Annotated in this window: 16 protein-coding genes, 1 tRNA gene and 3 pseudogenes; 14 read left to right on the top strand and 6 right to left on the bottom strand. The window is 49.1% G+C overall.

What is annotated here, in order from left to right; all coding sequences use genetic code 11:
• Positions 1-152: 152 nt before the first annotated feature.
• From ACZ5BI_RS01155 to ilvD, 3 genes are all read left to right on the top strand, one after another.
• On the top strand, positions 153-1,208 hold the full coding sequence (locus ACZ5BI_RS01155; RefSeq protein WP_412585506.1) for a 3-isopropylmalate dehydrogenase: 1,056 nt from the start codon (positions 153-155) through the stop codon (positions 1,206-1,208).
• 104 nt (positions 1,209-1,312) lie between these two features.
• Positions 1,313-2,476 carry a branched-chain amino acid aminotransferase gene (locus tag ACZ5BI_RS01160; protein ID WP_464896433.1) on the top strand — a complete coding sequence of 388 codons (1,164 nt, stop codon included), beginning with the start codon at positions 1,313-1,315 and terminating at the stop codon, positions 2,474-2,476.
• A gap of 129 nt (positions 2,477-2,605) precedes the next feature.
• Positions 2,606-4,477 carry a dihydroxy-acid dehydratase gene (gene ilvD, locus ACZ5BI_RS01165; protein WP_316098628.1) on the top strand — a complete coding sequence of 624 codons (1,872 nt, stop codon included), beginning with the start codon at positions 2,606-2,608 and terminating at the stop codon, positions 4,475-4,477.
• Between the two features lie 302 nt (positions 4,478-4,779).
• Here ilvD and ACZ5BI_RS01170 read toward each other — a convergent pair whose 3' ends face one another.
• Genes ACZ5BI_RS01170 through ACZ5BI_RS01180 form a run of 3 tightly spaced genes read right to left on the bottom strand, consistent with a single transcriptional unit; the run spans position 4,780 to position 7,504 of the window.
• Positions 4,780-5,274, bottom strand: a complete 495-nt coding sequence (locus ACZ5BI_RS01170; RefSeq protein WP_316098626.1) for a GtrA family protein — start codon at positions 5,272-5,274, stop codon at positions 4,780-4,782.
• Entirely contained in the window at positions 5,271-6,866 is a 1,596-nt protein-coding gene (locus ACZ5BI_RS01175) for a xylulokinase (RefSeq protein WP_464896434.1), read from the bottom strand. Before ACZ5BI_RS01175 ends, ACZ5BI_RS01170 begins: the two co-directional genes overlap by 4 nt.
• Positions 6,866-7,504, bottom strand: a complete 639-nt coding sequence (locus tag ACZ5BI_RS01180; protein ID WP_307737999.1) for a TetR/AcrR family transcriptional regulator — start codon at positions 7,502-7,504, stop codon at positions 6,866-6,868. The genes ACZ5BI_RS01175 and ACZ5BI_RS01180 overlap by 1 nt, the downstream gene beginning before the upstream one ends.
• A gap of 262 nt (positions 7,505-7,766) precedes the next feature.
• On the opposite strand from ACZ5BI_RS01180, the gene ACZ5BI_RS01185 reads away from it, so the two are divergent.
• From ACZ5BI_RS01185 to ACZ5BI_RS01195, 3 genes are read left to right on the top strand one after another with little or no spacing between them, the layout of a single operon-like run.
• On the top strand, positions 7,767-9,224 hold the full coding sequence (locus tag ACZ5BI_RS01185; RefSeq protein ID WP_464896435.1) for an aspartate aminotransferase family protein: 1,458 nt from the start codon (positions 7,767-7,769) through the stop codon (positions 9,222-9,224).
• Positions 9,221-10,267: a class II aldolase/adducin family protein gene (locus ACZ5BI_RS01190; protein ID WP_464896436.1), complete on the top strand. Its 1,047-nt coding sequence runs from the start codon at positions 9,221-9,223 to the stop codon at positions 10,265-10,267. The genes ACZ5BI_RS01185 and ACZ5BI_RS01190 overlap by 4 nt, the downstream gene beginning before the upstream one ends.
• A gap of 59 nt (positions 10,268-10,326) precedes the next feature.
• Positions 10,327-11,736, top strand: a complete 1,410-nt coding sequence (locus tag ACZ5BI_RS01195) for an aldehyde dehydrogenase family protein (protein WP_464896437.1) — start codon at positions 10,327-10,329, stop codon at positions 11,734-11,736.
• A gap of 102 nt (positions 11,737-11,838) precedes the next feature.
• On the opposite strand, the gene ACZ5BI_RS01200 is transcribed toward ACZ5BI_RS01195, so the two are convergent.
• Entirely contained in the window at positions 11,839-12,324 is a 486-nt protein-coding gene (locus ACZ5BI_RS01200) for a beta-class carbonic anhydrase (RefSeq protein WP_464896438.1), read from the bottom strand.
• A gap of 149 nt (positions 12,325-12,473) precedes the next feature.
• On the opposite strand from ACZ5BI_RS01200, the gene ACZ5BI_RS01205 reads away from it, so the two are divergent.
• Positions 12,474-12,546: transfer RNA gene (locus ACZ5BI_RS01205), tRNA-Ala, on the top strand.
• 303 nt (positions 12,547-12,849) lie between these two features.
• Here ACZ5BI_RS01205 and ACZ5BI_RS01210 read toward each other — a convergent pair.
• Complete coding sequence (locus ACZ5BI_RS01210; protein ID WP_464896439.1) at positions 12,850-13,116, bottom strand: hypothetical protein; 267 nt, start codon at positions 13,114-13,116, stop codon at positions 12,850-12,852.
• 177 nt (positions 13,117-13,293) lie between these two features.
• Between ACZ5BI_RS01210 and ACZ5BI_RS01215 the strand changes: the two are divergent.
• From ACZ5BI_RS01215 to aph(2'')-Ia, 5 genes and pseudogenes are all read left to right on the top strand, one after another.
• A pseudogene (locus ACZ5BI_RS01215) lies at positions 13,294-13,434 on the top strand (transposase); the annotation flags it as partial.
• A 147-nt stretch (positions 13,435-13,581) separates the two neighbouring features.
• Positions 13,582-14,763 (top strand): IS1249 family transposase, encoded by a 1,182-nt coding sequence (locus tag ACZ5BI_RS01220; RefSeq protein WP_464895807.1) that lies wholly within the window; start codon positions 13,582-13,584, stop codon positions 14,761-14,763.
• Positions 14,764-14,811: 48 nt separating this feature from the next.
• Positions 14,812-15,852, top strand: a pseudogene (locus ACZ5BI_RS01225) (IS256-like element IS256 family transposase); the annotation flags it as partial.
• Positions 15,853-15,896: 44 nt separating this feature from the next.
• The gene (locus tag ACZ5BI_RS01230) at positions 15,897-16,301 is read left to right on the top strand and encodes a GNAT family N-acetyltransferase (RefSeq protein ID WP_000134308.1); all 405 of its coding nucleotides are present in this window, start codon (positions 15,897-15,899) and stop codon (positions 16,299-16,301) included.
• Positions 16,302-17,741 carry an aminoglycoside O-phosphotransferase APH(2'')-Ia gene (aph(2'')-Ia, locus tag ACZ5BI_RS01235; protein ID WP_464896440.1) on the top strand — a complete coding sequence of 480 codons (1,440 nt, stop codon included), beginning with the start codon at positions 16,302-16,304 and terminating at the stop codon, positions 17,739-17,741.
• Between the two features lie 129 nt (positions 17,742-17,870).
• On the opposite strand, the pseudogene ACZ5BI_RS01240 reads toward aph(2'')-Ia, so the two are convergent.
• Positions 17,871-19,043 (bottom strand): annotated as a pseudogene (locus tag ACZ5BI_RS01240) (IS256-like element IS256 family transposase).
• 389 nt (positions 19,044-19,432) lie between these two features.
• Here ACZ5BI_RS01240 and ACZ5BI_RS01245 point away from each other — a divergent pair.
• On the top strand, positions 19,433-20,110 hold the full coding sequence (locus ACZ5BI_RS01245) for a GNAT family N-acetyltransferase (RefSeq protein WP_464896441.1): 678 nt from the start codon (positions 19,433-19,435) through the stop codon (positions 20,108-20,110).
• Positions 20,111-20,262: 152 nt separating this feature from the next.
• Positions 20,263-20,760, top strand: coding sequence for a PTS sugar transporter subunit IIA (locus tag ACZ5BI_RS01250; protein WP_464896442.1), 498 nt, complete (start codon positions 20,263-20,265; stop codon positions 20,758-20,760).
• The last annotated feature ends 44 nt before the right edge of the window (positions 20,761-20,804 follow it).

The raw sequence follows: 20,804 nt of genomic DNA on the forward strand, positions 1-20,804 counted from the left end.
GACTTAGCCTGGACGTCACAGCAGCTGCTGTAGCCGGTTCTCGAAAAGATGTGAGAGGGGGCTTGAGCCGAGCGAAGCAAGGCTCACTGGGGTCCCCCGAACGCTTTTCGGGAACCAGCAAACGGTAGCGTGGAGGAAGGTTAGTAAGGACTGTGGAGAAAACCATTAAACTCGCGGTTATTCCCGGGGACGGGATTGGCAAAGAGGTAGTGGCCGAAGGGCTAAAGGTCATGGATGCTGCCTTGACGGGTAGCGGAATCACGGTTGATAAAACCGAGTTTAATCTGGGGGCTGCCCGCTACCTGGAGACCGGAGAGATCCTGCCTGAGGCAGAGCTAGACAGGATCAAAAAGCATGACGCGATTTTGCTGGGGGCGGTCGGAGACCCCGCGGTTCCCTCGGGCGTGCTAGAACGCGGCTTGCTGCTCAAGCTACGTTTCAGCCTGGATCACTATGTGAATCTGCGTCCGGCTCGCTACTATCCAGGAGTCCCCACTCCGCTAGCGAATCCCGGCGAGATCGATTTCGTAGTAGTGCGGGAAGGTACCGAGGGCTTGTACTGCGGTAACGGCGGGGCGATTCGGGTGGGTACCGATCAAGAAATCGCCACCGAAGTTTCCGTAAACACTGCCTTTGGAGTAGAGCGGGTGGTGCGTTTTGCCTTTTCCCAGGCTGCCAAGCGGCGCCAGCACGTTACCTTAGTGCATAAACATAATGTGCTGGTTCATGCCGGACATCTGTGGCGGCGAACCGTAGAGCAGGTAGCTCAAGAATATCCCGAGGTTACCTGGGATTACGCGCACGTAGATGCCGCTACTATCTACCTGGTGCAAGACCCGGGACGGTTTGACGTAATCGTCACCGACAACCTGTTCGGCGATATTTTAACCGACGAGGCAGGCGCGATTACTGGGGGAATTGGTCTGGCGGCCTCGGGAAATATCAATCCTGATTGCACCTTCCCCTCCATGTTTGAGCCGGTACACGGCTCTGCCCCCGATATCGCAGGTAAAGGGATTGCGGATCCCACGGCCACGATTTCTTCAGTAGCAATGCTGCTAGAAAACGAGGGTGCGGGGCAGCAGGCAGACAATATCCGTGCCGCGATAGCTGCCGATATGGAGGAGCGCGCCCTCGCCGCCGAGCAAGGTCACCCCTTGCAGCGCAGTACCAGCCAGATTGGAGATGCGATTGCTGCCCGCCTCTAGGGTGGAACGAAAATCCGTACTCTGTTGAGAAAAACTGGTCACCCAGTGACCTTGAAAAAAGTTTAAACCCCAGAATAGGCTTCCCAGGAGCCGGAAAGAACATAATGATGAGCGAGAATGGTTTAACCCATGTGCCAACCAAGTTAGAGGAAGCATCGCAAGTACCGCTGCCGAGCGCGGATGAATTGGCGGGACGCTTTACTTTGCAGCCCAACCAGCATCCAGCCAGCGAGGAAGAATACCGCGAGATTATGGATTCCTTGTCTTTTGGCAGAAAGTTCGGCGATCACATGGCGGTTGTTGACTGGAAAGCAGGTGAAGGGTGGAGCGGACACCGCGTCCAGGCCTTCGAAAACTTGAGCCTGTCGCCAGGAGCTGTAGTGTTCCATTACGGTCAAGAAGTTTTTGAGGGTCTAAAAGCCTACCGTCATAAAGATGGCTCGATCTGGGCTTTCCGTCCTCGTTATAATGCTGCGCGCTTGAATGCATCGGCGCGGCGTCTGGCACTACCGGAAATCCCGGAAGAGGACTTCGTAGCTTCGGTAGTTGATTTGGTGCGCGCCGATAAACGCTGGGTTCCCACCGCGCCAGGCACCTCTCTCTATCTGCGCCCCTTTATGATCGCAACTGAGCCCTACCTGGGGGTACATTCTGCCAGTGAAGCGAAATATCTGGTGATTGGTTCTCCATCTGGCTCCTATTTCTCGGGCGGGGAAGCCAAAGGAGTCTCCATTTGGGTTGACCGCCACTACCATCGGGCAGGTCCCGGCGGAACCGGGGAAGCGAAATGTGGAGGCAACTATGCGGCCTCGCTGCTACCCCAAAATCTGGCCGCTGAAAAGGGTTATGAACAGGTGTGTTTCTTGGACACCAAACGTGGAGAAAACCTGGAAGAACTGGGCGGCATGAACGTGTTCGTGGTGCGCAAAGACGGCTCAGTACACACCCCGCGCCTGACTGGCGTAATCCTGGAGGGCGGGACTCGCTCAGCGATCTGCCGGCTACTGCGCGATAGCGGCACCCCGGTTTTTGAACGCGATATTTCTCTAAAGTCGCTGGTAGCAGATATTCGCTCCGGTGAAGTCAGTGAAGTATTTGCCTGCGGAACCGCGGCGGTTGTAACCCCCATTGGGCGGCTGGGTTCCGATGATTTCGAGGTGGAAGTGCCTTGTGGACCGGTCACCGCCGGCATTCATCAGCGCCTGGTAGCTATCCAAAATGGGGAAGCGCCCGATCCTTACGGGTGGACGTATCAGCTTTGTGACTAGCGGCGCTGAGGACGCGGGCGGAAAAATCTGCTGCGCTCGCACTTAGGGTGCGGGTCGGGATTCCAGCTCGCGCGCCCTCTTCTTCGTAACCGCACCCCGCAACTACAGACAATTATTTTGGGAGAGAAAATGGCTTATCCACTTCGTTCAAGAACTTCCACTGCCGGCCGCAATATGGCAGGCGCGCGCTCACTGTGGCGGGCAACCGGCATGAGTGACAGTGATTTTGGGAAACCGATTATTGCCATTGCCAACTCTTTTACCCAATTTGTACCGGGTCATGTACACCTAAACCAGGTGTCCCCACTGGTGGCGCAGGCAATTAAAGATGCCGGTGGGGTGGCAAAAGAGTTCAACACCATCGCGATTGATGACGGGATTGCCATGGGGCACCAAGGGATGCTCTACTCCTTGCCTAGCCGGGAGATTATCGCGGACAGTGTGGAATATATGGTGAATGCTCAATGTGCGGACGCCCTAGTCTGTATCTCCAACTGCGACAAAATCACCCCGGGAATGTTGATTGCCGCCATGCGGCTCAACATTCCGACGGTGTTTGTCTCCGGCGGTCCTATGGAGGCCGGGCGCGGAATCGACCCCAAAATGATTGTGGGACCGTCCCAAAACGGTCACGGCAACCTGATTACCGTAATGAATGCCACTGCTGACCAGAATATTTCTGATCAACAGCTGAGCGAGATTGAAAAAGCGGTTTGCCCCACCTGTGGTTCTTGTTCAGGAATGTTCACCGCTAACTCCATGAACTGCCTGACGGAGGCGCTGGGCTTGGCGCTGCCTGGAAATGGTTCTACCCTGGCGACGCATATTGCGCGCCGCGACCTGTTCACCCAGGCAGGCAAGCTAATCGTGCAGCTATGTGAGCGTTACTATGGCAAGGAGGAGGACGCGGTTTTGCCGCGGCAAATCGCTTCCCGGGAGGCGTTCCTTAACGCCATGAGTCTAGACATGGCGATGGGAGGATCTTCCAATACGGTGTTACACCTGTTGGCGGTTGCCCGCGAAGCCGGGGTGCGCTTTGATTTGGAAGATATTTCCCGCCTAGGACGCAGCGTCCCCTGCCTGTGTAAAGCGGCGCCCAACCACAATGATTACCATATGGAGGACGTACATCGCGCCGGGGGAATTCCAGCCCTCCTGGGGGAGCTTGACCGCGCCGGACTGTTAAACCGCGAGGTCACCTCGATTCATGCGCCCTCGTTAGAAAAATGGCTAGCCGATTGGGATGTGCGTGGCGGCTCCGCAACAGACAAGGCCGAAAAGTTGTTTAAGGCGGCTCCGGGAGGGGTGCGCACCACCGAGCCATTCTCGACTACTAACCAGTGGAAAGACCTGGATACCGATGCGGTCAGTGGTTGTATCCGCGATACCGCTCACGCCTATTCCGCCAATGGGGGACTTACGGTTTTGCGGGGAAATCTGGCAGAAAAAGGTGCCATTATTAAAGCCGCCGGAATCGACAGCGACCTGTACCATTTCCGCGGTAAAGCGATTGTGATGGAATCTCAGGAAGAGGCCATCGAGAAAATCCTAGACCATAGCGTTAAGCCTGGTCACGTAGTAGTGATTCGCTATGAAGGGCCGGCGGGCGGACCGGGAATGCAGGAAATGCTCTACCCGACCTCGTTCTTAAAAGGGCGGGGTCTGGGCAAAAAATGCGCCCTCATCACTGATGGGCGTTTTTCAGGGGGCACTTCCGGGATCTCGGTGGGGCATATTTCTCCCGAGGCCGCTGATGGGGGCTTAATTGCCCTGATCGAGGACGGAGATGAAATCACTATCGACGTCAATGCCGAATCCTTAACCCTAGAGGTTCCCGAACCAGAACTGAATCGCCGCCGCGAAAAAATGGAGCAGCGTCCTCACCCCTATACTCCACGCAGCCGCAAACGCACAGTTTCGGATGCCCTGAAACTCTATGCCGCCTGCGCCCTGAGCGCCGACCAAGGCGGGGCGCGCGATGTATCCCGAGTCACCGGGTGACGGTCTCAAGTACCAGTCAATCTAGGGCGCAAATCCGGGCTGGCCGGCAAAAAGATGCGAGAGGGGGCTTGAGCCGAGCGTAGCAAGGCTCACCGGGGTCCCCCGAGCGCTTTTTGTCGGGCAGCGTCACGATATCAGTGTGCGTTACGCAGCCAACCTTGACTACACCAGTAACGACGGGGATAACTGAGCTGGGAGCTGAAAAGATGTGAGAGGGGGCTTGAGCCGAGCGAAGAGAGGCTCACCGGGGTCCCCGGAGCGCTTTTCAGCCCCCAGCGGTACCCAGCCCTGGCATGGTTCAGCTATTTACGTGCTAGGTCGTTGGTGTTTTCGGTGCCGCGGAACACTACCCACTTCCACCAGGCGAACTCGCCAATGAAGTTAAGGATCATGGTTACGCCTTTGATAATGAAGTCGTTGACGCCTGCACTGGCAGCCAGCGCCCCGAGCCACATAGTGATGGGGATAAAGAAGGCGTAGAAAACCGCGACTTTGACCATTGCAATCGGCACGTTATTGGCGGATTTGAAGGTGTAACGCCGGTTGAGGGTGAAGTTATAGATTACCGAGAGGGTAATGGAAATAAAGTGGGTCCAGGCGTAGGGCAGGGGAGTTAACCACTCTAAAAGAGCAAAACTTGCCGCCTCCACCAGCCCGGCAGAGATCGACAGCAAAGTGAACTTTAGAGCTTGGATAGCTGCATCTTTGCCTTTAGCAGCCTCGCCGGGCAAGGGGGCTTTTGCTGATGCTGCTGGTTCGCCCTCGGTTGTTGAGGGAAAATTTCCTTCCGAGTTCATCGAAGTGCCTCCAATCGCGCAAAAATCTTTTTGTTTGCCGGATAAATATCTTTAAAAGCCGCAAACATCTGGTCATAGCGGTCTTTAAATTCGGGATTCGGCTCATAGGAGGCGGTAATCGGAACTAGGGAAGAGGCCTCCGCTAACGAAGGTATTTCTCCTAATCCGGCGGCTATCACCAACGCTGCTCCTACCGCTCCTACATCTTGCGGATTGGCTACGGTGTCTACCGGTTTCCCGGTAATATCAGCCAGAATCTGGCAGGTCACCGGGCTGAGTGCCCCGCCGCCTACAAACCGCAGTCGGGGAGCAGTCTTGATTTTCTTTTCTTGGGTTTCCAGGAACCAGCGCACGTGATAACACACGCCCTCCGCCACTGCGCGTAGCAGCTCAGTTTTCCCGGTTTCTAAACCAATTCCGATAAAGGTGCCACGAGCATTGGGGTCTTCGAAGGGGCAGCGGTTGCCGTGTAGCCAAGGCGCGAATAGCACCCCACCGGCTCCGGCGGGTGCGGAGTCGATTACTGTTGACATGTATTCGTAGAGGGAATGGAACTCGCTCTCGGGATCTTCCGACACATCTCTTTGATCCAGGTAAATATGGATCTCATCTTTAGCAAGATGGTCGCGTACCCATTCCAAGCATTTTCCTGCAGTTTCCATTTCTGCGAAATAGTTATAGTCTCCGCTGATCGCACCCACCACGGTGGCAATCATGGCAGAAGTATCAATCGTGATCTTGTCGGTGACGGTTTCCACCCACCCGGAAGTACCCATATACACGTGGGTGTCGCCCTTCCTAGCAGCCCCCGCACCTACCGGTATCAGGGAAGCGTCCCCTCCTCCCGAAAAGACCGGCACCCCTGCTTTTAGCCCGAGCTCGCGGGCTTGCTGAGGGCGGAGCGGCCCCACAATATCGGTGGAGGCCACGATAGGCGGCATCAGCTGCGGGTCTACCTTCAGCATCTTCAGCATCGCGGGGCTAAAACGTTTTTCTTTTGAGCGGATATCGTACAGCAGCGTAGAAAACGCGCTGTCCTCACTCATAGTAAATTCGCCGGTCATCCGGGCAATGATCGCATCTTTAACGTCTAACCACTTGTGAGCCTTGGCTAGTTCCTCTGGCCGGTTTTCTTTCATCCAGTGATATTTCCAGACCGGATCTTTCGCCGAGGCAGACACGGCGCCGGTATGGTAGAGACTGCGCAGTAGTTTCACCAGGTTAATCCCGGCTATCCGGGGAGCCTGGCCAGCAATTTTTCGCAGCTGGCGGCCACCGCGCTGATCCATATAAGACATTGAAGGATGTACCGGACGAGCCTCTTCGTCTAGCAGCACCAGGGACTGCATTTGGGAACAGAAGCTAATTCCCTTTATTTGCGCCAGCTCCGCTTCTGCCTGGGCCTTTATTTGTGCGGTAGCGCTAGCCATTGCCGCCCACCAGTCATCGGGGTTTTGCTCAATGCCTCCCCCGGGAACTACTTGCAACCCGTAGCCTTCACTGGCGCTGGCCACCGGGCGAATCTGGTCGCTGACTTCAAATAGGCAGGTTTTAACGCCGGTAGTTCCCACGTCGTAGGTTAAGCAGTACATTATTGCCTCTTTTCTAGGGTGGACCAAAGCATTTCCGTCATCTGTTCGGCGAATTCTTTTGCGGGTGCCATCTGGTACAGCTGGGAGCGCCCTTTGAAATAGGGGGTAGATAGTGAGTATTGCATCATCACCATGGTGTTATCCACGGTGAAGGCCAGGACTTCCGCGGGTAAATCCGTGCGGATGTCTCCGCGTTCCTGCCCCTGCTTAATCAGTTTGAGTAGCCCAGATGCGGTATAGCTTTCTAATTCACGGGCGATATCCAGGGTTAACTCCTGATTCCCAATCGCGGTGATTTCATGGTAAAGCCGCTGGTATTCCGGATATTCCTCGCAAGCGTTTACAGTTAATAGCATCAGTTTACGGATTTTTTCCCGCCCGCTGACTTCTGCTTTTAGAATTGCGCCAATATCGGTTTCGATAAGCCCGGCTCCCAGGTGAATCACATACCGGAACAGATTTTCCTTGGATTTGAAGTACTGAAACAGTGATCCCACGGAGACTTCGGCCGCTTTAGCAATCCGGTTGGTGTTCGCCGCTTCATAGCCCTTTGTTGCGAACTCGCTGACTGCGGCATCGATAATCCGCCTGGCTTTCTCCGGATCTAGCTGCTGGAACCGCTGCGTTGCCCATTCCATTTATGAATTCCTCTTTCCAGTGAGTGAGCTCTCACTTATCTGGCGTGATAGTAACACGTTTTCGTTCCCTCCAGACGCATTTTCGGATATTAGAGGGAAACATCGGGAGAATTGCTCTTCCTAAAACTGGCTGTTACTGCAGTTAAAAGCTGCTTTGATGAGGCGTAGTTACGGGTGTTAATCATTGACAGTAACGCCCCTAAAGGTTAACCTAGGTCACGTTGTTGTGAGTAAGCGCTCACGTTGTCTAATGGGGGTCAAAATGGATATTAATCGTCCGGGAGCGCGGCAGGTAACGCGCGAGCTAGATGAGCTAATCAAACAACCTGTTTACTCGATTTCTCCGTCTGCTTTGCGTGAGTATGAGGATGAGTATTTTGCAAAAAAGTGCACTAAATCGCGGACGATGATCCGGGAAGCACAGGAGGTTATCCCGGGTGGGGTGCAGCATAATCTGGCGTTTAACCATCCCTTCCCCCTGGTGTTTACCGGCGCTAACGGCAATAAGCTGACTGATCTGGACGGTAATGAGTATCTGGATTTCTTGCAAGCGGGCGGGCCCACCGTCCTGGGGTCAAATCCCCCGCAGGTGCGGGAAAAAGTTATTGACTTGCTTAATACTTGCGGCCCCTCCACCGGGCTTTTCCACGAATACGAGTACCGTCTGGGCGCGCTAGTGCGCGACCTGATCCCCTCTGTGGATATGTTCCGCGCTTTCGGCTCCGGTACCGAAGCCTGTATGGCCTCCATTAGGGTGGCGCGTCTAGCCACCAAGCATCGCCACGTCCTAAAAATGGGCGGCGCCTACCATGGCTGGTCAGACCAGCTTGCCTACGGTATCCGAATTCCGGGGTCAAAGTTCACCCAGGCCAGTGGAATTCCCCTGCGGTGTATGTCGCTGACTGACGAGTTTTTCCCTGGCGATCTCGAAGACTTGGAACGCAAACTGAAGCACAAGAAGCTCACCGGTGGTACCGCCGCGATTATGATCGAGCCGATCGGGCCGGAGTCCGGTACCCGTCCGATTACCCAAGAATTTTTACGAGGCGCGCGGGCGCTGGCGAACAAATACGGAGCGTTACTGATTTTTGACGAGGTCGTGACCGCTTTCCGGATTTCTGAGCATGGGGCGCAGGGCTACTTCGGAGTGATGCCCGATCTGACCGTGTTCGGTAAAGTGATCGCCGGTGGCTATCCCTCTGCGGGGGGTCTGGGAGGACGCAAAGAATATATGCGTTATCTCGCCGCGGGGATCCAAACCGGAGATAAAGTAAAGAAAGCCCTGGTCGGGGGAACCATGACCGCGAATCCGCTGTCTTCGGTGGCCGGCTACTACACCATTAAAGAGATTGCTGAAACCTCGGCTTGTGACCGCGCAGCCAAGATGGGGGATCGCTTAACCGATGGGCTCCGCGCCCTCATCAAGCAATATCGTCTGCCGTTCGTGGCGTTCAATCAGCGCAGCGTGTGTCACCTGGAGACCGTGGGGACTATGCATTTTGCGATCAACTGGAAGAAACCCTGGGAGATCCCGAACGTTTTGAAAGCGACCAGCCAGCGGAAGAAAGAAATGGAGCATATGGGTGCCGCCTATATGGCAGAAGGCATTGTGACTTTGGCCGGATCGCGTTTGTACACTTCCGCTGCCTATAACGAAGAGGATATCGACCAGGCGCTTGCTGCCTTCGAGCGGGTGTTCCAAAAGGTGGTAAAGCTGTGAACTGCGACGAAGATATCAAACGCGCGAAACTAGTCGAGCTTTCGCATCAGTTGCTCTCCGATGGGTTAGTGGTGCGCACCTGGGGGAATTTTTCGGTACGCGTCAGCGGTGACGACTTTTTGATTACCCCCTCGGGACGTCGTTACGAAACCATGACTGAGGAGGAGCTGCCTTTATGTACCGGCTCTAAAGATTGGTCCGGCCCCTATAAACCTTCCTCCGAGTATCCGATGCACGCCCTCACCTATCGGTTATTTCCGCAGGCGCGCTGGGTGATTCATACGCACCAGCCCTATGCGTCAGCTTTGTCGTTGGCGAAAAAGGATTTCCCACTGGATGAGGAAGCGCAAGCGGCGTTGGGGCAAGAGGTGCTGCCGGTGGCTCCCTACGGGTTGCCCTCGACCAAGAAACTGCACCGCGGGGTGGAAGAAACCCTGCAGCGTACCGGGGCGCAGGTGATTTTAATGAAAGCCCATGGCGCCATGATTTGGGCCGAAAGCGCTGACCAGGCGCGGAGGCTGGCGAATGCTTTGGAAAAGGTAGCCAAGGATTTATATCAGCGGGAGCTTTCCTGCTTGCCGCCTTTGCCTGCGCGTTCGCTTACTTCCCGGCGCGAGAGGGAGGATGACACCCTAGTCTGGGTTGATGAACAAGGCCGTCCCACTACCCCTGATGCGGCCACGCAGACGAATCACTTGCGGATTTATGGGGAGCGCCCCGATGTCGGCGCCATCATTACCTGCCACCACGCAGAGGTAGCGGACTTTTTTGGAGGAAAACTACCTGCCTACCTGGATGATTATGCCCAGATTATCGGGCTGAAAGCTGATGGAACCACTCGCGGTAATGCGGTGCTGACCAACACGGCGGCCTATTGTCTTGGCGCGGATCTGGATGCTGCCCACAGCGCCCAGATAGTGCTAGAGAAGAACGCATTAGCGGCGCGTTACGCCCGCGTTTGCGGAGCAAAGCCGTTAAAAAAGGCGGAAGCACTGTTGATGCGGGAAATCTATCGCCGTAAATATTCAAAACAGGCTAGTTGATAGCAAAATAATAGGGAACCGGGTAGGAAGTAGGTGCTCGCCGGTAGAGAGGGACAGGCATGAGCAGTTCGCAAGAGCAAGCCATTAAGCGGGCGGTCGAGACCGCGCGTAGCTGTTTTAACCGCGGAACTACGATCCCGATATCTGGGCGGCAGAAAAATCTCACTGCTCTGTTACGGGAAATAGAAAAATCGCAGGTAGAGATTTATCGCGCCCTCAAGCATGACTTGAACAAGAGTCGCGCCGAAGCCTATATGAGCGAAATTTCCCTGGTGAAAGCGGAAATAAAACATCTGCGGCGTCGTCTACCTTGGCTGGCGATGCCTCGCCCTAAAATGCCTGCACTTTCTCAACTGCCCGGGTGGTTGCAGGTACAACGCGAACCCTACGGGGTGGTGTTGGTGATGAGCCCGTGGAATTATCCTTTCCAACTCACTATGGAACCCATTGCTGCCGCTATCGCCGGTGGAAATACGGTGGTAGTAAAGCCTTCTGCCTATACCCCGCATACCTGTGAGGTGATCGAAAAAATCTTGCGCCGCGCACTCCCGCCCGGAATGGTGAGCGTTATCCGTGGGGGACGCGCTGAAAATACCGCCCTGTTAGAGCAGCGCTTTGACCATATTTTCTTTACTGGCTCTCCGGCGGTGGGGCGCGTGGTAATGGAGGCAGCATCCCGTTACTTGACCCCGGTAACTTTGGAGCTGGGCGGAAAATCTCCCTGTTTTGTGGATCGCACAGCCAATATCCAAAAAGCGGCGCGCAGGATTCTGTTCGGAAAACTGCTTAACGCAGGGCAAACATGCGTCAGTGTCGATTATGTTTATGTGCACGAGGACGTGCGGGCGCAGCTCATCGCCGCTTTGCAGGCGGGGATTGCCCGGGCTTTGCCCAGTGAGCAATACCGAAAATCTACGTTCGTCAAGATTATTTCTCCCAAACATTTTTCCCGCCTGTCGGGGCTACTCGCGGGACAAAGACTATTGGGTGCGAAAGGCGGAGGCCGCGCGGAAGATTTTCTTGACCGGCAGACCCAGCAGGTCAAACCGGTAATCGTGGACAATCCGTCCTGGGATTCTCCGGTGATGTCGGAAGAAATTTTCGGTCCGATTTTGCCGGTTCTTCCCTTTACGGATCTGGAAGCAACTTTGGCGGACTATGAAGAGCGAGAACACCCCCTGGCGCTTTATATCTTTACGAAAGATCGGGGCTTTGCCCGGCAAGTGATGAGCAAAGTGAACGCCGGGGGAGTATGTATCAATGACACTTTGCTCCATATGAGCTCTTCGAAGGCGCCTTTTGGGGGCGTAGGTAACTCGGGGATGGGAAATTATCACGGAGACTGGTCGTTTAAGGCCATGACCCGGGAGCAAACGGTCCTCCGTAAATCTTGGCTGTTTGATATTCCGGTGCGTCACCACCCCTATGGAGAGAAATCTTTGAAAATTCTGCGTTCTCTGCTGCGTTAGCGTTTAGAGGAGCGAGGCGTGTTAGCGGCGGAGGGAGGCGACTTCACGCTTTTAAAACTGCCGCAGATCGTGATGAGGGCTTGCGGAAGTGGCCGCGCTAGTCTAGAGGGTTACTTCCTCTAGGCGCGCAGTCTTTACGTCGAGGACGAATCCGCGGACAGTGCCGCCCACAAACGGGCTGTCTAGCAGTTTCTTCATATCGTTTCGAACTGATTCGCGCACGTCTTTGAACCCCCCAGGTCTCCAGGTGGGACGCTGTCCGGTGTCTTTTTCTAGTTCGGCGAGGAATGCTTCGTCATCGGTCTTCGACATTCCGCAGTCAGTGTGTTGAATCAGCATCACGTACTTGGTTCCCAAGCTGCGTTGGGACGCGGCGAGGGTACGGATGGTGTCGGGGGTGACCAGGCCGCCGGCGTTGCGGATCACGTGGATTTGTCCGGGTCCTACCCCCAGCATGGTTTCCACGTCAATCCGGCAATCCATGCAGGTTACTACCGCTACCTTCATCTCGGGTAGGTGGGGAGCTTCTCCCGGAAACTTTTCGGCGTAGGCGGCTTCATTTTTTAACAACTGTTCGATGGGGTCCATGGTTGCTCCTGTTTTCTACTTGTTAGTTAAATGGTATTAAATCTGCCTGGCTGGCGGGGCGTAACCGAGTTATTTTTCTTGAGCGCAATCCCACAGCCTCATAGTTTGCAAATTTGCCTGTTACCCGCTTAGGCTTTTGAGAGTACCTAGGGGCTATGGCGCAGTTGGTAGCGCGTCTCGTTCGCAATGAGAAGGTCAGGGGTTCGAATCCCCTTAGCTCCACTCCGTTGGCGCAACACGAATGGTTGCTGGCACGGTGAACCCGAACGGCGCGAAAACCGTTCGGGTTTTCGTATTGGTGAGGACGACGAAATTGTGGAGATAAGGGGATTCGAACCCGTAAGGGCTGGCGCGGTAGTGATGGGCGCGGGGGCTAGGTTTTTTCTCCCGCCCAAGAATTCGGAAAACGTAGCGACGTTTTCCAAATTCTTATGCCCACCGCACCCACTCGGATAAAACCCAGCCCCCTCCCTCGTCTCTCCAGTGTGGATGCCCAAACGGGAACTAGCCGGAACCTCCTATCTCCTAAAGCAGACGGGCATATTTTTGGAAAGCCCCTTGACGTGACATCCCGAGAGCCTGTCCTATAACTTCCCAGGTAATACCTTGTTTACGGGCGATAGTGACCGCATCTTTTTCGTCTTTTTCTATTTTCGCTCGTTCTAAACGCACGCGCATCAGAGCTTTAACCGGATCAGCCTCAATAACGTAATCAAAGTCTTCCGGCTCTGCCTGGAACTCGAACCAGTTTGCTAGTTCTTCATCACTCATGTTTATTCGCGGTTTACTCATTTTAAACACCTCGTATATTTACTACGAGCTATGATAACGTGGATTATTCGTGTCTTATCGGCTATCCCTATTTCTAGATAAAGTCCGTATAATTGTGTAAAAGTAAAAAGGCCATATAACAGTCCTTTTACGGTACAATGTTTTTAACGACAAAAACATACCCAGGAGGACTTTTACATGACCCAAGTACATTTTACACTGAAAAGCGAAGAGATTCAAAGCATTATTGAATATTCTGTAAAGGATGACGTTTCTAAAAATATTTTAACAACGGTATTTAATCAACTAATGGAAAATCAACGAACAGAATATATTCAGGGCTAATGCCCATTTTGTGTGTCTTTATTTTGGTGTTTTGGCTGGTGGAACCTTGTAATTTGGGGTTTGGTTAGCTTTTTGGGCTTGTTTTCTACGGGTTGTTGACTTTCCGTGTTTTTGGTGTAGGGGTCTGCTTTTGTTTGATTTATGGGTCGTAGATCAAGCAGAAGAAAGTGTCCTACCTGCGGCGAGGCGGGTGCTAAAAGGAATGGTAGAACCAGAAAAGGACTTCAGCGTTACCGCTGTACCAAGTGCGGGGCCTCTTTTTGTAATACCCGGCCAGATATTTCCAGAAAGGCACAGCTTGACCAGTTCGTTAAATGGTTAACCGGGAAAGACGCTATAGGCGACCTGCAAGTTTCTTCTTCTACCTGGCAGCGAAGAACTAACTGGTGTTGGCGGGTTGAACCGGTAATCGTACCAACTGGGCAAATCTATGACTATATACAAATAGATGGCACCTACCTGCCTTACGGCTGGTGTCTTCTAACCGCCGTAAACAGTGGTAAAGTCCTGGCCTGGCAATGGTGCAACCAAGAGAACAAGGCCGCCTATAAACAGCTGTTAAAACGCTTACCAGAGCCCTTAATGGTTATAACTGACGGGCAAGCCGGAGCGTTAAGCGCTATCAAAGACCAATGGCCAAACACGCGCGTGCAACGCTGCCTAGTACACATAAAACGAAACATCCGTGCCCTTACAACAACCAACCCTAAAATCCCGGCACACAAAGCACTATGGGGTCTAGCCAAACGCCTGGTAACAATAAAGGATCTAAACCAAGCAGACCAATGGATAGGGCTAGTGCAAGCCTTCCATAACCAATGGGGAAAATGGTTAAACCATAAAACCTATAAAAACCAAGTACCCCAAGACCAAATACCCTTATGGATTCGCCCTAACCAGCAATGGTGGTACACCCACCAAAAAGCCCGCAGAGCCTACAACCTACTCGCCAAACAAACCAGGAAAGCAACCCTGTTCACCTTCCTAGACCCGACCCTAAACAAACAAGCCACCACCACGCTACCCGCCACCACCAACGAGCTAGAAGGCGCTATAAACGCCGCCATCAAAACCCTGATCTACAACCATCGCGGCTTATCCGAGCCCCACATGAAAAAAGCCACCGAATGGTGGTGCTACCTCCACAGCGAACACCCACTCAAACCACACCAACTAATCCAACCACACCACCTAAAACCCGACCCCAAACCAGGGCCCGAACAACCGAAACCAGGCCCGAAACTATGGGACAACGCCATCGACTACAACCCCAAATACCAAGACGGATCCCTACACATCCGCAAAGGCTGGGCAGGACACTAAACCACCCCGACACGCCCGGAAAAAGACACACAATTCGGGCATTAACCCTATATTCAAGCAAAAGAATATGAACGAACAGAAAACCGACAAAGTCAACGAAATGGCTATTATGAGCGCAGCTTTACGACACGTGTAGGCACGCTAGAATTAAAAGTACCCAGAACACGTGATGGCCATTTTTCACCCACAGTGTTTGAACGTTATCAACGAAACGAAAAAGCCCTCATGGCTTCAATGTTGGAAATGTATGTATCAGGCGTTTCAACTCGTAAAGTATCAAAAATTGTGGAAGAACTTTGTGGTAAATCCGTCTCTAAGTCCTTCGTTTCTAGCTTAACAGAACAGCTAGAACCTATGGTTAACGAGTGGCAGAATCGTTTATTATCAGAAAAAAATTATCCTTACTTAATGACCGATGTACTCTATATAAAAGTACGAGAAGAAAATCGAGTACTCTCAAAAAGCTGTCATATAGCGATTGGAATAACCAAAGATGGCGACCGTGAAATTATCGGCTTCATGATTCAAAGTGGCGAAAGCGAAGAGACCTGGACAACATTTTTTGAATACCTAAAAGAACGCGGTTTACAAGGTACGGAACTCGTTATTTCTGATGCGCACAAAGGATTAGTCTCTGCCATTAGAAAATCCTTCACCAACGTAAGTTGGCAAAGATGCCAAGTTCACTTCCTAAGAAATATCTTTACCACCATTCCTAAAAAAAATTCAAAATCTTTCAGAGAAGCTGTTAAAGGAATTTTTAAGTTCACAGATATTAACTTAGCGCGTGAGGCTAAAAATCGATTGATTCATGATTATATCGATCAACCAAAATATTCAAAAGCTTGCGCATCATTGGATGATGGATTCGAAGACGCCTTTCAATATACCGTACAAGGAAATTCCCACAATCGACTAAAGAGTACCAATCTAATTGAACGACTGAATCAAGAAGTACGCAGAAGAGAAAAGATTATTCGCATCTTCCCCAATCAAACATCAGCCAATCGCTGAATTGGAGCCGTTCTTATGGACCTACATGATGAATGGATTTATTCTTCAAGAAAATACATCAATTTTGATAAGTAGAAATGGTAAAAACATTGTATAGCATTTTACACAGGAGTCTGGACTTGACTGAGTTTATGGAAGAAGTTTTAATTGATGATAATATGGTTTTTGATATTGATAATTTAAAAGGATTTCTTAATGATACCAGTTCATTTGGGTTTATAGCTAAAGAAAATAATAAAATTATAGGATTTGCATATTGCTATACACTTTTAAGACCTGATGGAAAAACAATGTTTTATTTACACTCAATAGGAATGTTACCTAACTATCAAGACAAAGGTTATGGTTCAAAATTATTATCTTTTATTAAGGAATATTCTAAAGAGATTGGTTGTTCTGAAATGTTTTTAATAACTGATAAAGGTAATCCTAGAGCTTGCCATGTATATGAAAAATTAGGTGGTAAAAATGATTATAAAGATGAAATAGTATATGTATATGATTATGAAAAAGGTGATAAATAAATGAATATAGTTGAAAATGAAATATGTATAAGAACTTTAATAGATGATGATTTTCCTTTGATGTTAAAATGGTTAACTGATGAAAGAGTATTAGAATTTTATGATGGTAGAGATAAAAAATATACATTAGAATCATTAAAAAAACATTATACAGAGCCTTGGGAAGATGAAGTTTTTAGAGTAATTATTGAATATAACAATGTTCCTATTGGATATGGACAAATATATAAAATGTATGATGAGTTATATACTGATTTTCATTATCCAAAAACTGATGAGATAGTCTATGGTATGGATCAATTTATAGGAGAGCCAAATTATTGGAGTAAAGGAATTGGTACAAGATATATTAAATTGATTTTTGAATTTTTGAAAAAAGAAAGAAATGCTAATGCAGTTATTTTAGACCCTCATAAAAATAATCCAAGAGCAATAAGGGCATACCAAAAATCTGGTTTTAGAATTATTGAAGATTTGCCAGAACATGAATTACACGAGGGCAAAAAAGAAGATTGTTATTTAATGGAATATAGATATGATGATAATGCCACAAATGTTAAGGCAATGAAATATTTAATTGAGCATTACTTTGATAATTTCAAAGTAGATAGTATTGAAATAATCGGTAGTGGTTATGATAGTGTGGCATATTTAGTTAATAATGAATACATTTTTAAAACAAAATTTAGTACTAATAAGAAAAAAGGTTATGCAAAAGAAAAAGCAATATATAATTTTTTAAATACAAATTTAGAAACTAATGTAAAAATTCCTAATATTGAATATTCGTATATTAGTGATGAATTATCTATACTAGGTTATAAAGAAATTAAAGGAACTTTTTTAACACCAGAAATTTATTCTACTATGTCAGAAGAAGAACAAAATTTGTTAAAACGAGATATTGCCAGTTTTTTAAGACAAATGCACGGTTTAGATTATACAGATATTAGTGAATGTACTATTGATAATAAACAAAATGTATTAGAAGAGTATATATTGTTGCGTGAAACTATTTATAATGATTTAACTGATATAGAAAAAGATTATATAGAAAGTTTTATGGAAAGACTAAATGCAACAACAGTTTTTGAGGGTAAAAAGTGTTTATGCCATAATGATTTTAGTTGTAATCATCTATTGTTAGATGGCAATAATAGATTAACTGGAATAATTGATTTTGGAGATTCTGGAATTATAGATGAATATTGTGATTTTATATACTTACTTGAAGATAGTGAAGAAGAAATAGGAACAAATTTTGGAGAAGATATATTAAGAATGTATGGAAATATAGATATTGAGAAAGCAAAAGAATATCAAGATATAGTTGAAGAATATTATCCTATTGAAACTATTGTTTATGGAATTAAAAATATTAAACAGGAATTTATCGAAAATGGTAGAAAAGAAATTTATAAAAGGACTTATAAAGATTGATTATATAATATATGAAAAGCTATTATAAAAGACATTAGTATTAAATAGTTTAAAAAAATGAAAAATAATAAAGGAAGTGAGTCAAGTCCAGACTCCTGTGTAAAATGCTATACAATGTTTTTACCATTTCTACTTATCAAAATTGATGTATTTTCTTGAAGAATAAATCCATTCATCATGTAGGTCCATAAGAACGGCTCCAATTCAGCGATTGGCTGATGTTTGATTGGGGAAGATGCGAATAATCTTTTCTCTTCTGCGTACTTCTTGATTCAGTCGTTCAATTAGATTGGTACTCTTTAGTCGATTGTGGGAATTTCCTTGTACGGTATATTGAAAGGCGTCTTCGAATCCATCATCCAATGATGCGCAAGCTTTTGAATATTTTGGTTGATCGATATAATCATGAATCAATCGATTTTTAGCCTCACGCGCTAAGTTAATATCTGTGAACTTAAAAATTCCTTTAACAGCTTCTCTGAAAGATTTTGAATTTTTTTTAGGAATGGTGGTAAAGATATTTCTTAGGAAGTGAACTTGGCATCTTTGCCAACTTACGTTGGTGAAGGATTTTCTAATGGCAGAGACTAATCCTTTGTGCGCATCAGAAATAACGAGTTCCGTACCTTGTAAACCGCGTTCTTTTAGGTATTCAAAAAATGTTGTCCAGGTCTCTTCGCTTTCGCCACTTTGAATCATGAAGCCGATAATTTCACGGTCGCCATCTTTGGTTATTCCAATCGCTATATGACAGCTTTTTGAGAGTACTCGATTTTCTTCTCGTACTTTTATATAGAGTACATCGGTCATTAAGTAAGGATAATTTTTTTCTGATAATAAACGATTCTGCCACTCGTTAACCATAGGTTCTAGCTGTTCTGTTAAGCTAGAAACGAAGGACTTAGAGACGGATTTACCACAAAGTTCTTCCACAATTTTTGATACTTTACGAGTTGAAACGCCTGATACATACATTTCCAACATTGAAGCCATGAGGGCTTTTTCGTTTCGTTGATAACGTTCAAACACTGTGGGTGAAAAATGGCCATCACGTGTTCTGGGTACTTTTAATTCTAGCGTGCCTACACGTGTCGTAAAGCTGCGCTCATAATAGCCATTTCGTTGACTTTGTCGGTTTTCTGTTCGTTCATATTCTTTTGCTTGAATATATTCTGTTCGTTGATTTTCCATTAGTTGATTAAATACCGTTGTTAAAATATTTTTAGAAACGTCATCCTTTACAGAATATTCAATAATGCTTTGAATCTCTTCGCTTTTCAGTGTAAAATGTACTTGGGTCATGTAAAAGTCCTCCTGGGTATGTTTTTGTCGTTAAAAACATTGTACCGTAAAAGGACTGTTATATGGCCTTTTTACTTTTACACAATTATACGGACTTTATCTATTTCTAGTAGCGAGCCATTTCTTGCTGCTCCTATCAGCATTTCTACTTCGTTCCCAAGTCCATACAGTCGTACGGGGTTACGTAAAGCGTGGAAAATATCTTCTTTGCTAATGCCGTGTTTTAAGGCGCTGTCAAGGATCTCCACCTTGTCAATTATTTGGAACAAGAATCAGTTTGTCAATAGTTCGGAACAACGTCGAGCAGAGTACAGGTTGCTGATGGTCAAGGTAGATGCGGTCATTATCGCCAGTAAAAATCCTAACTAGGTTTGGGCTAGGGTTGAGGGGTGCAAATCGAGTATCAAAACCACCTGGAACCGGGGCAGTCAGAAATCCTGGTACGTGAACTTTTGGAACAGGCTTTTGGCCCCGAAGAGCTGGGGGAGCCGGAAGATTTAATCGCCCAACTGCAGGCGGGGCAGTTCCAGACTTTTTCTGCTTGGGAGGGGACGCGCCCGCTAGGGGCAGCGATAGCATGGCCAGCAACCAGCGAAATTGCTTTGTTGAGTTGGCTGGCTATCAGTCCCCGCACTCGCGGTCACGGGGTGGGCTCTAAACTTTTCCGTCAAACGATTTCCGCTCTGGAATCTAGTAACAATCCCCTTTTGATTCTTGGAGAGATTGAGGACCCCACCAGCCACTCCGCCTCGGAAGATCACGGTGATCCGCAGCGGCGTTGGGCTTTCTACCAACGCCTGGGAGCTAAACACCTGGACTTTCCTTTCGTGATGCCGCGCCTGAGTGCGGACGTGCCGGTGGGGGAGGATATGTGGCTTCTAAGTTTCGGAGGACGCGCTCATGCGGACATCGACGCCGGTACCGGCAAGATTGCGGGGCTGGGTTTGGGTCGTCCCCTAGAAAAATTCTTGAAAACCTACCTAGCCGACAGCGGTGAAACCGTGAATGCAGACGGAAAATACCGCATCGAGATCGAAAAAATGCTGGCCGCCGCCAATCTAGATTAATCCTCTGGAGAAAATCTAATGCTAGTGCTCCAACGTTACCTGTAATGATTTGACGCGGTTTTCGCTTGCTCGGAAATAAGGTTTTCCTGGAGGGCGCGGGCGGGCTAGGCTGGTTTAGGGAAGATGGTTTTCTTTTGTAGTGGGGTGAATCAGTGGAAGAACAGTCCGTGCAAGTGGGTGCGCCGATTCCCGGGCGCATTGTGAGCTTGCGGCAGGTACCGGATTTGGTGTTCTCCGGCATGATTGTGGGGGCGGGAGTGGCCTTGCGCCCGCTGCCGGGATCTAAAGAAGTAACTGCAGTAGCTCCCATTTCGGGGCGCTTAGTTAAGTTGTTTCCCCACGCCTTTATGATTACCAGCGGGGAACAAACGGTGTTGGTGCACTTAGGGATCGACACGGTAAAGATGCGGGGGGATGGTTTTACCTGCCATGCCCTCGAAAATGAAATGGTTAAAGCCGGAGAGCCCATAACCACTTTCTCGGTTAAACAAATTGAAAAAGCGCGCTACTCGCCGTTATGTCCGGTGGTGGTATTGGATTCCACCCCCTCTGACCTGGAAAATCTCTGCCCGGAAGGTAATCACGTGGAAGTTGGGGATCTGCTGTTTGAAATCAGCGCCGCTCCTGCCGGCGATCCCAGCGAGTGGTGACCCCTACATCTTGGTTCCTGTAAATGATTAACCAGCGCCGTTAC

The organism is Varibaculum sp. GTC20041, from assembly GCF_055387755.1.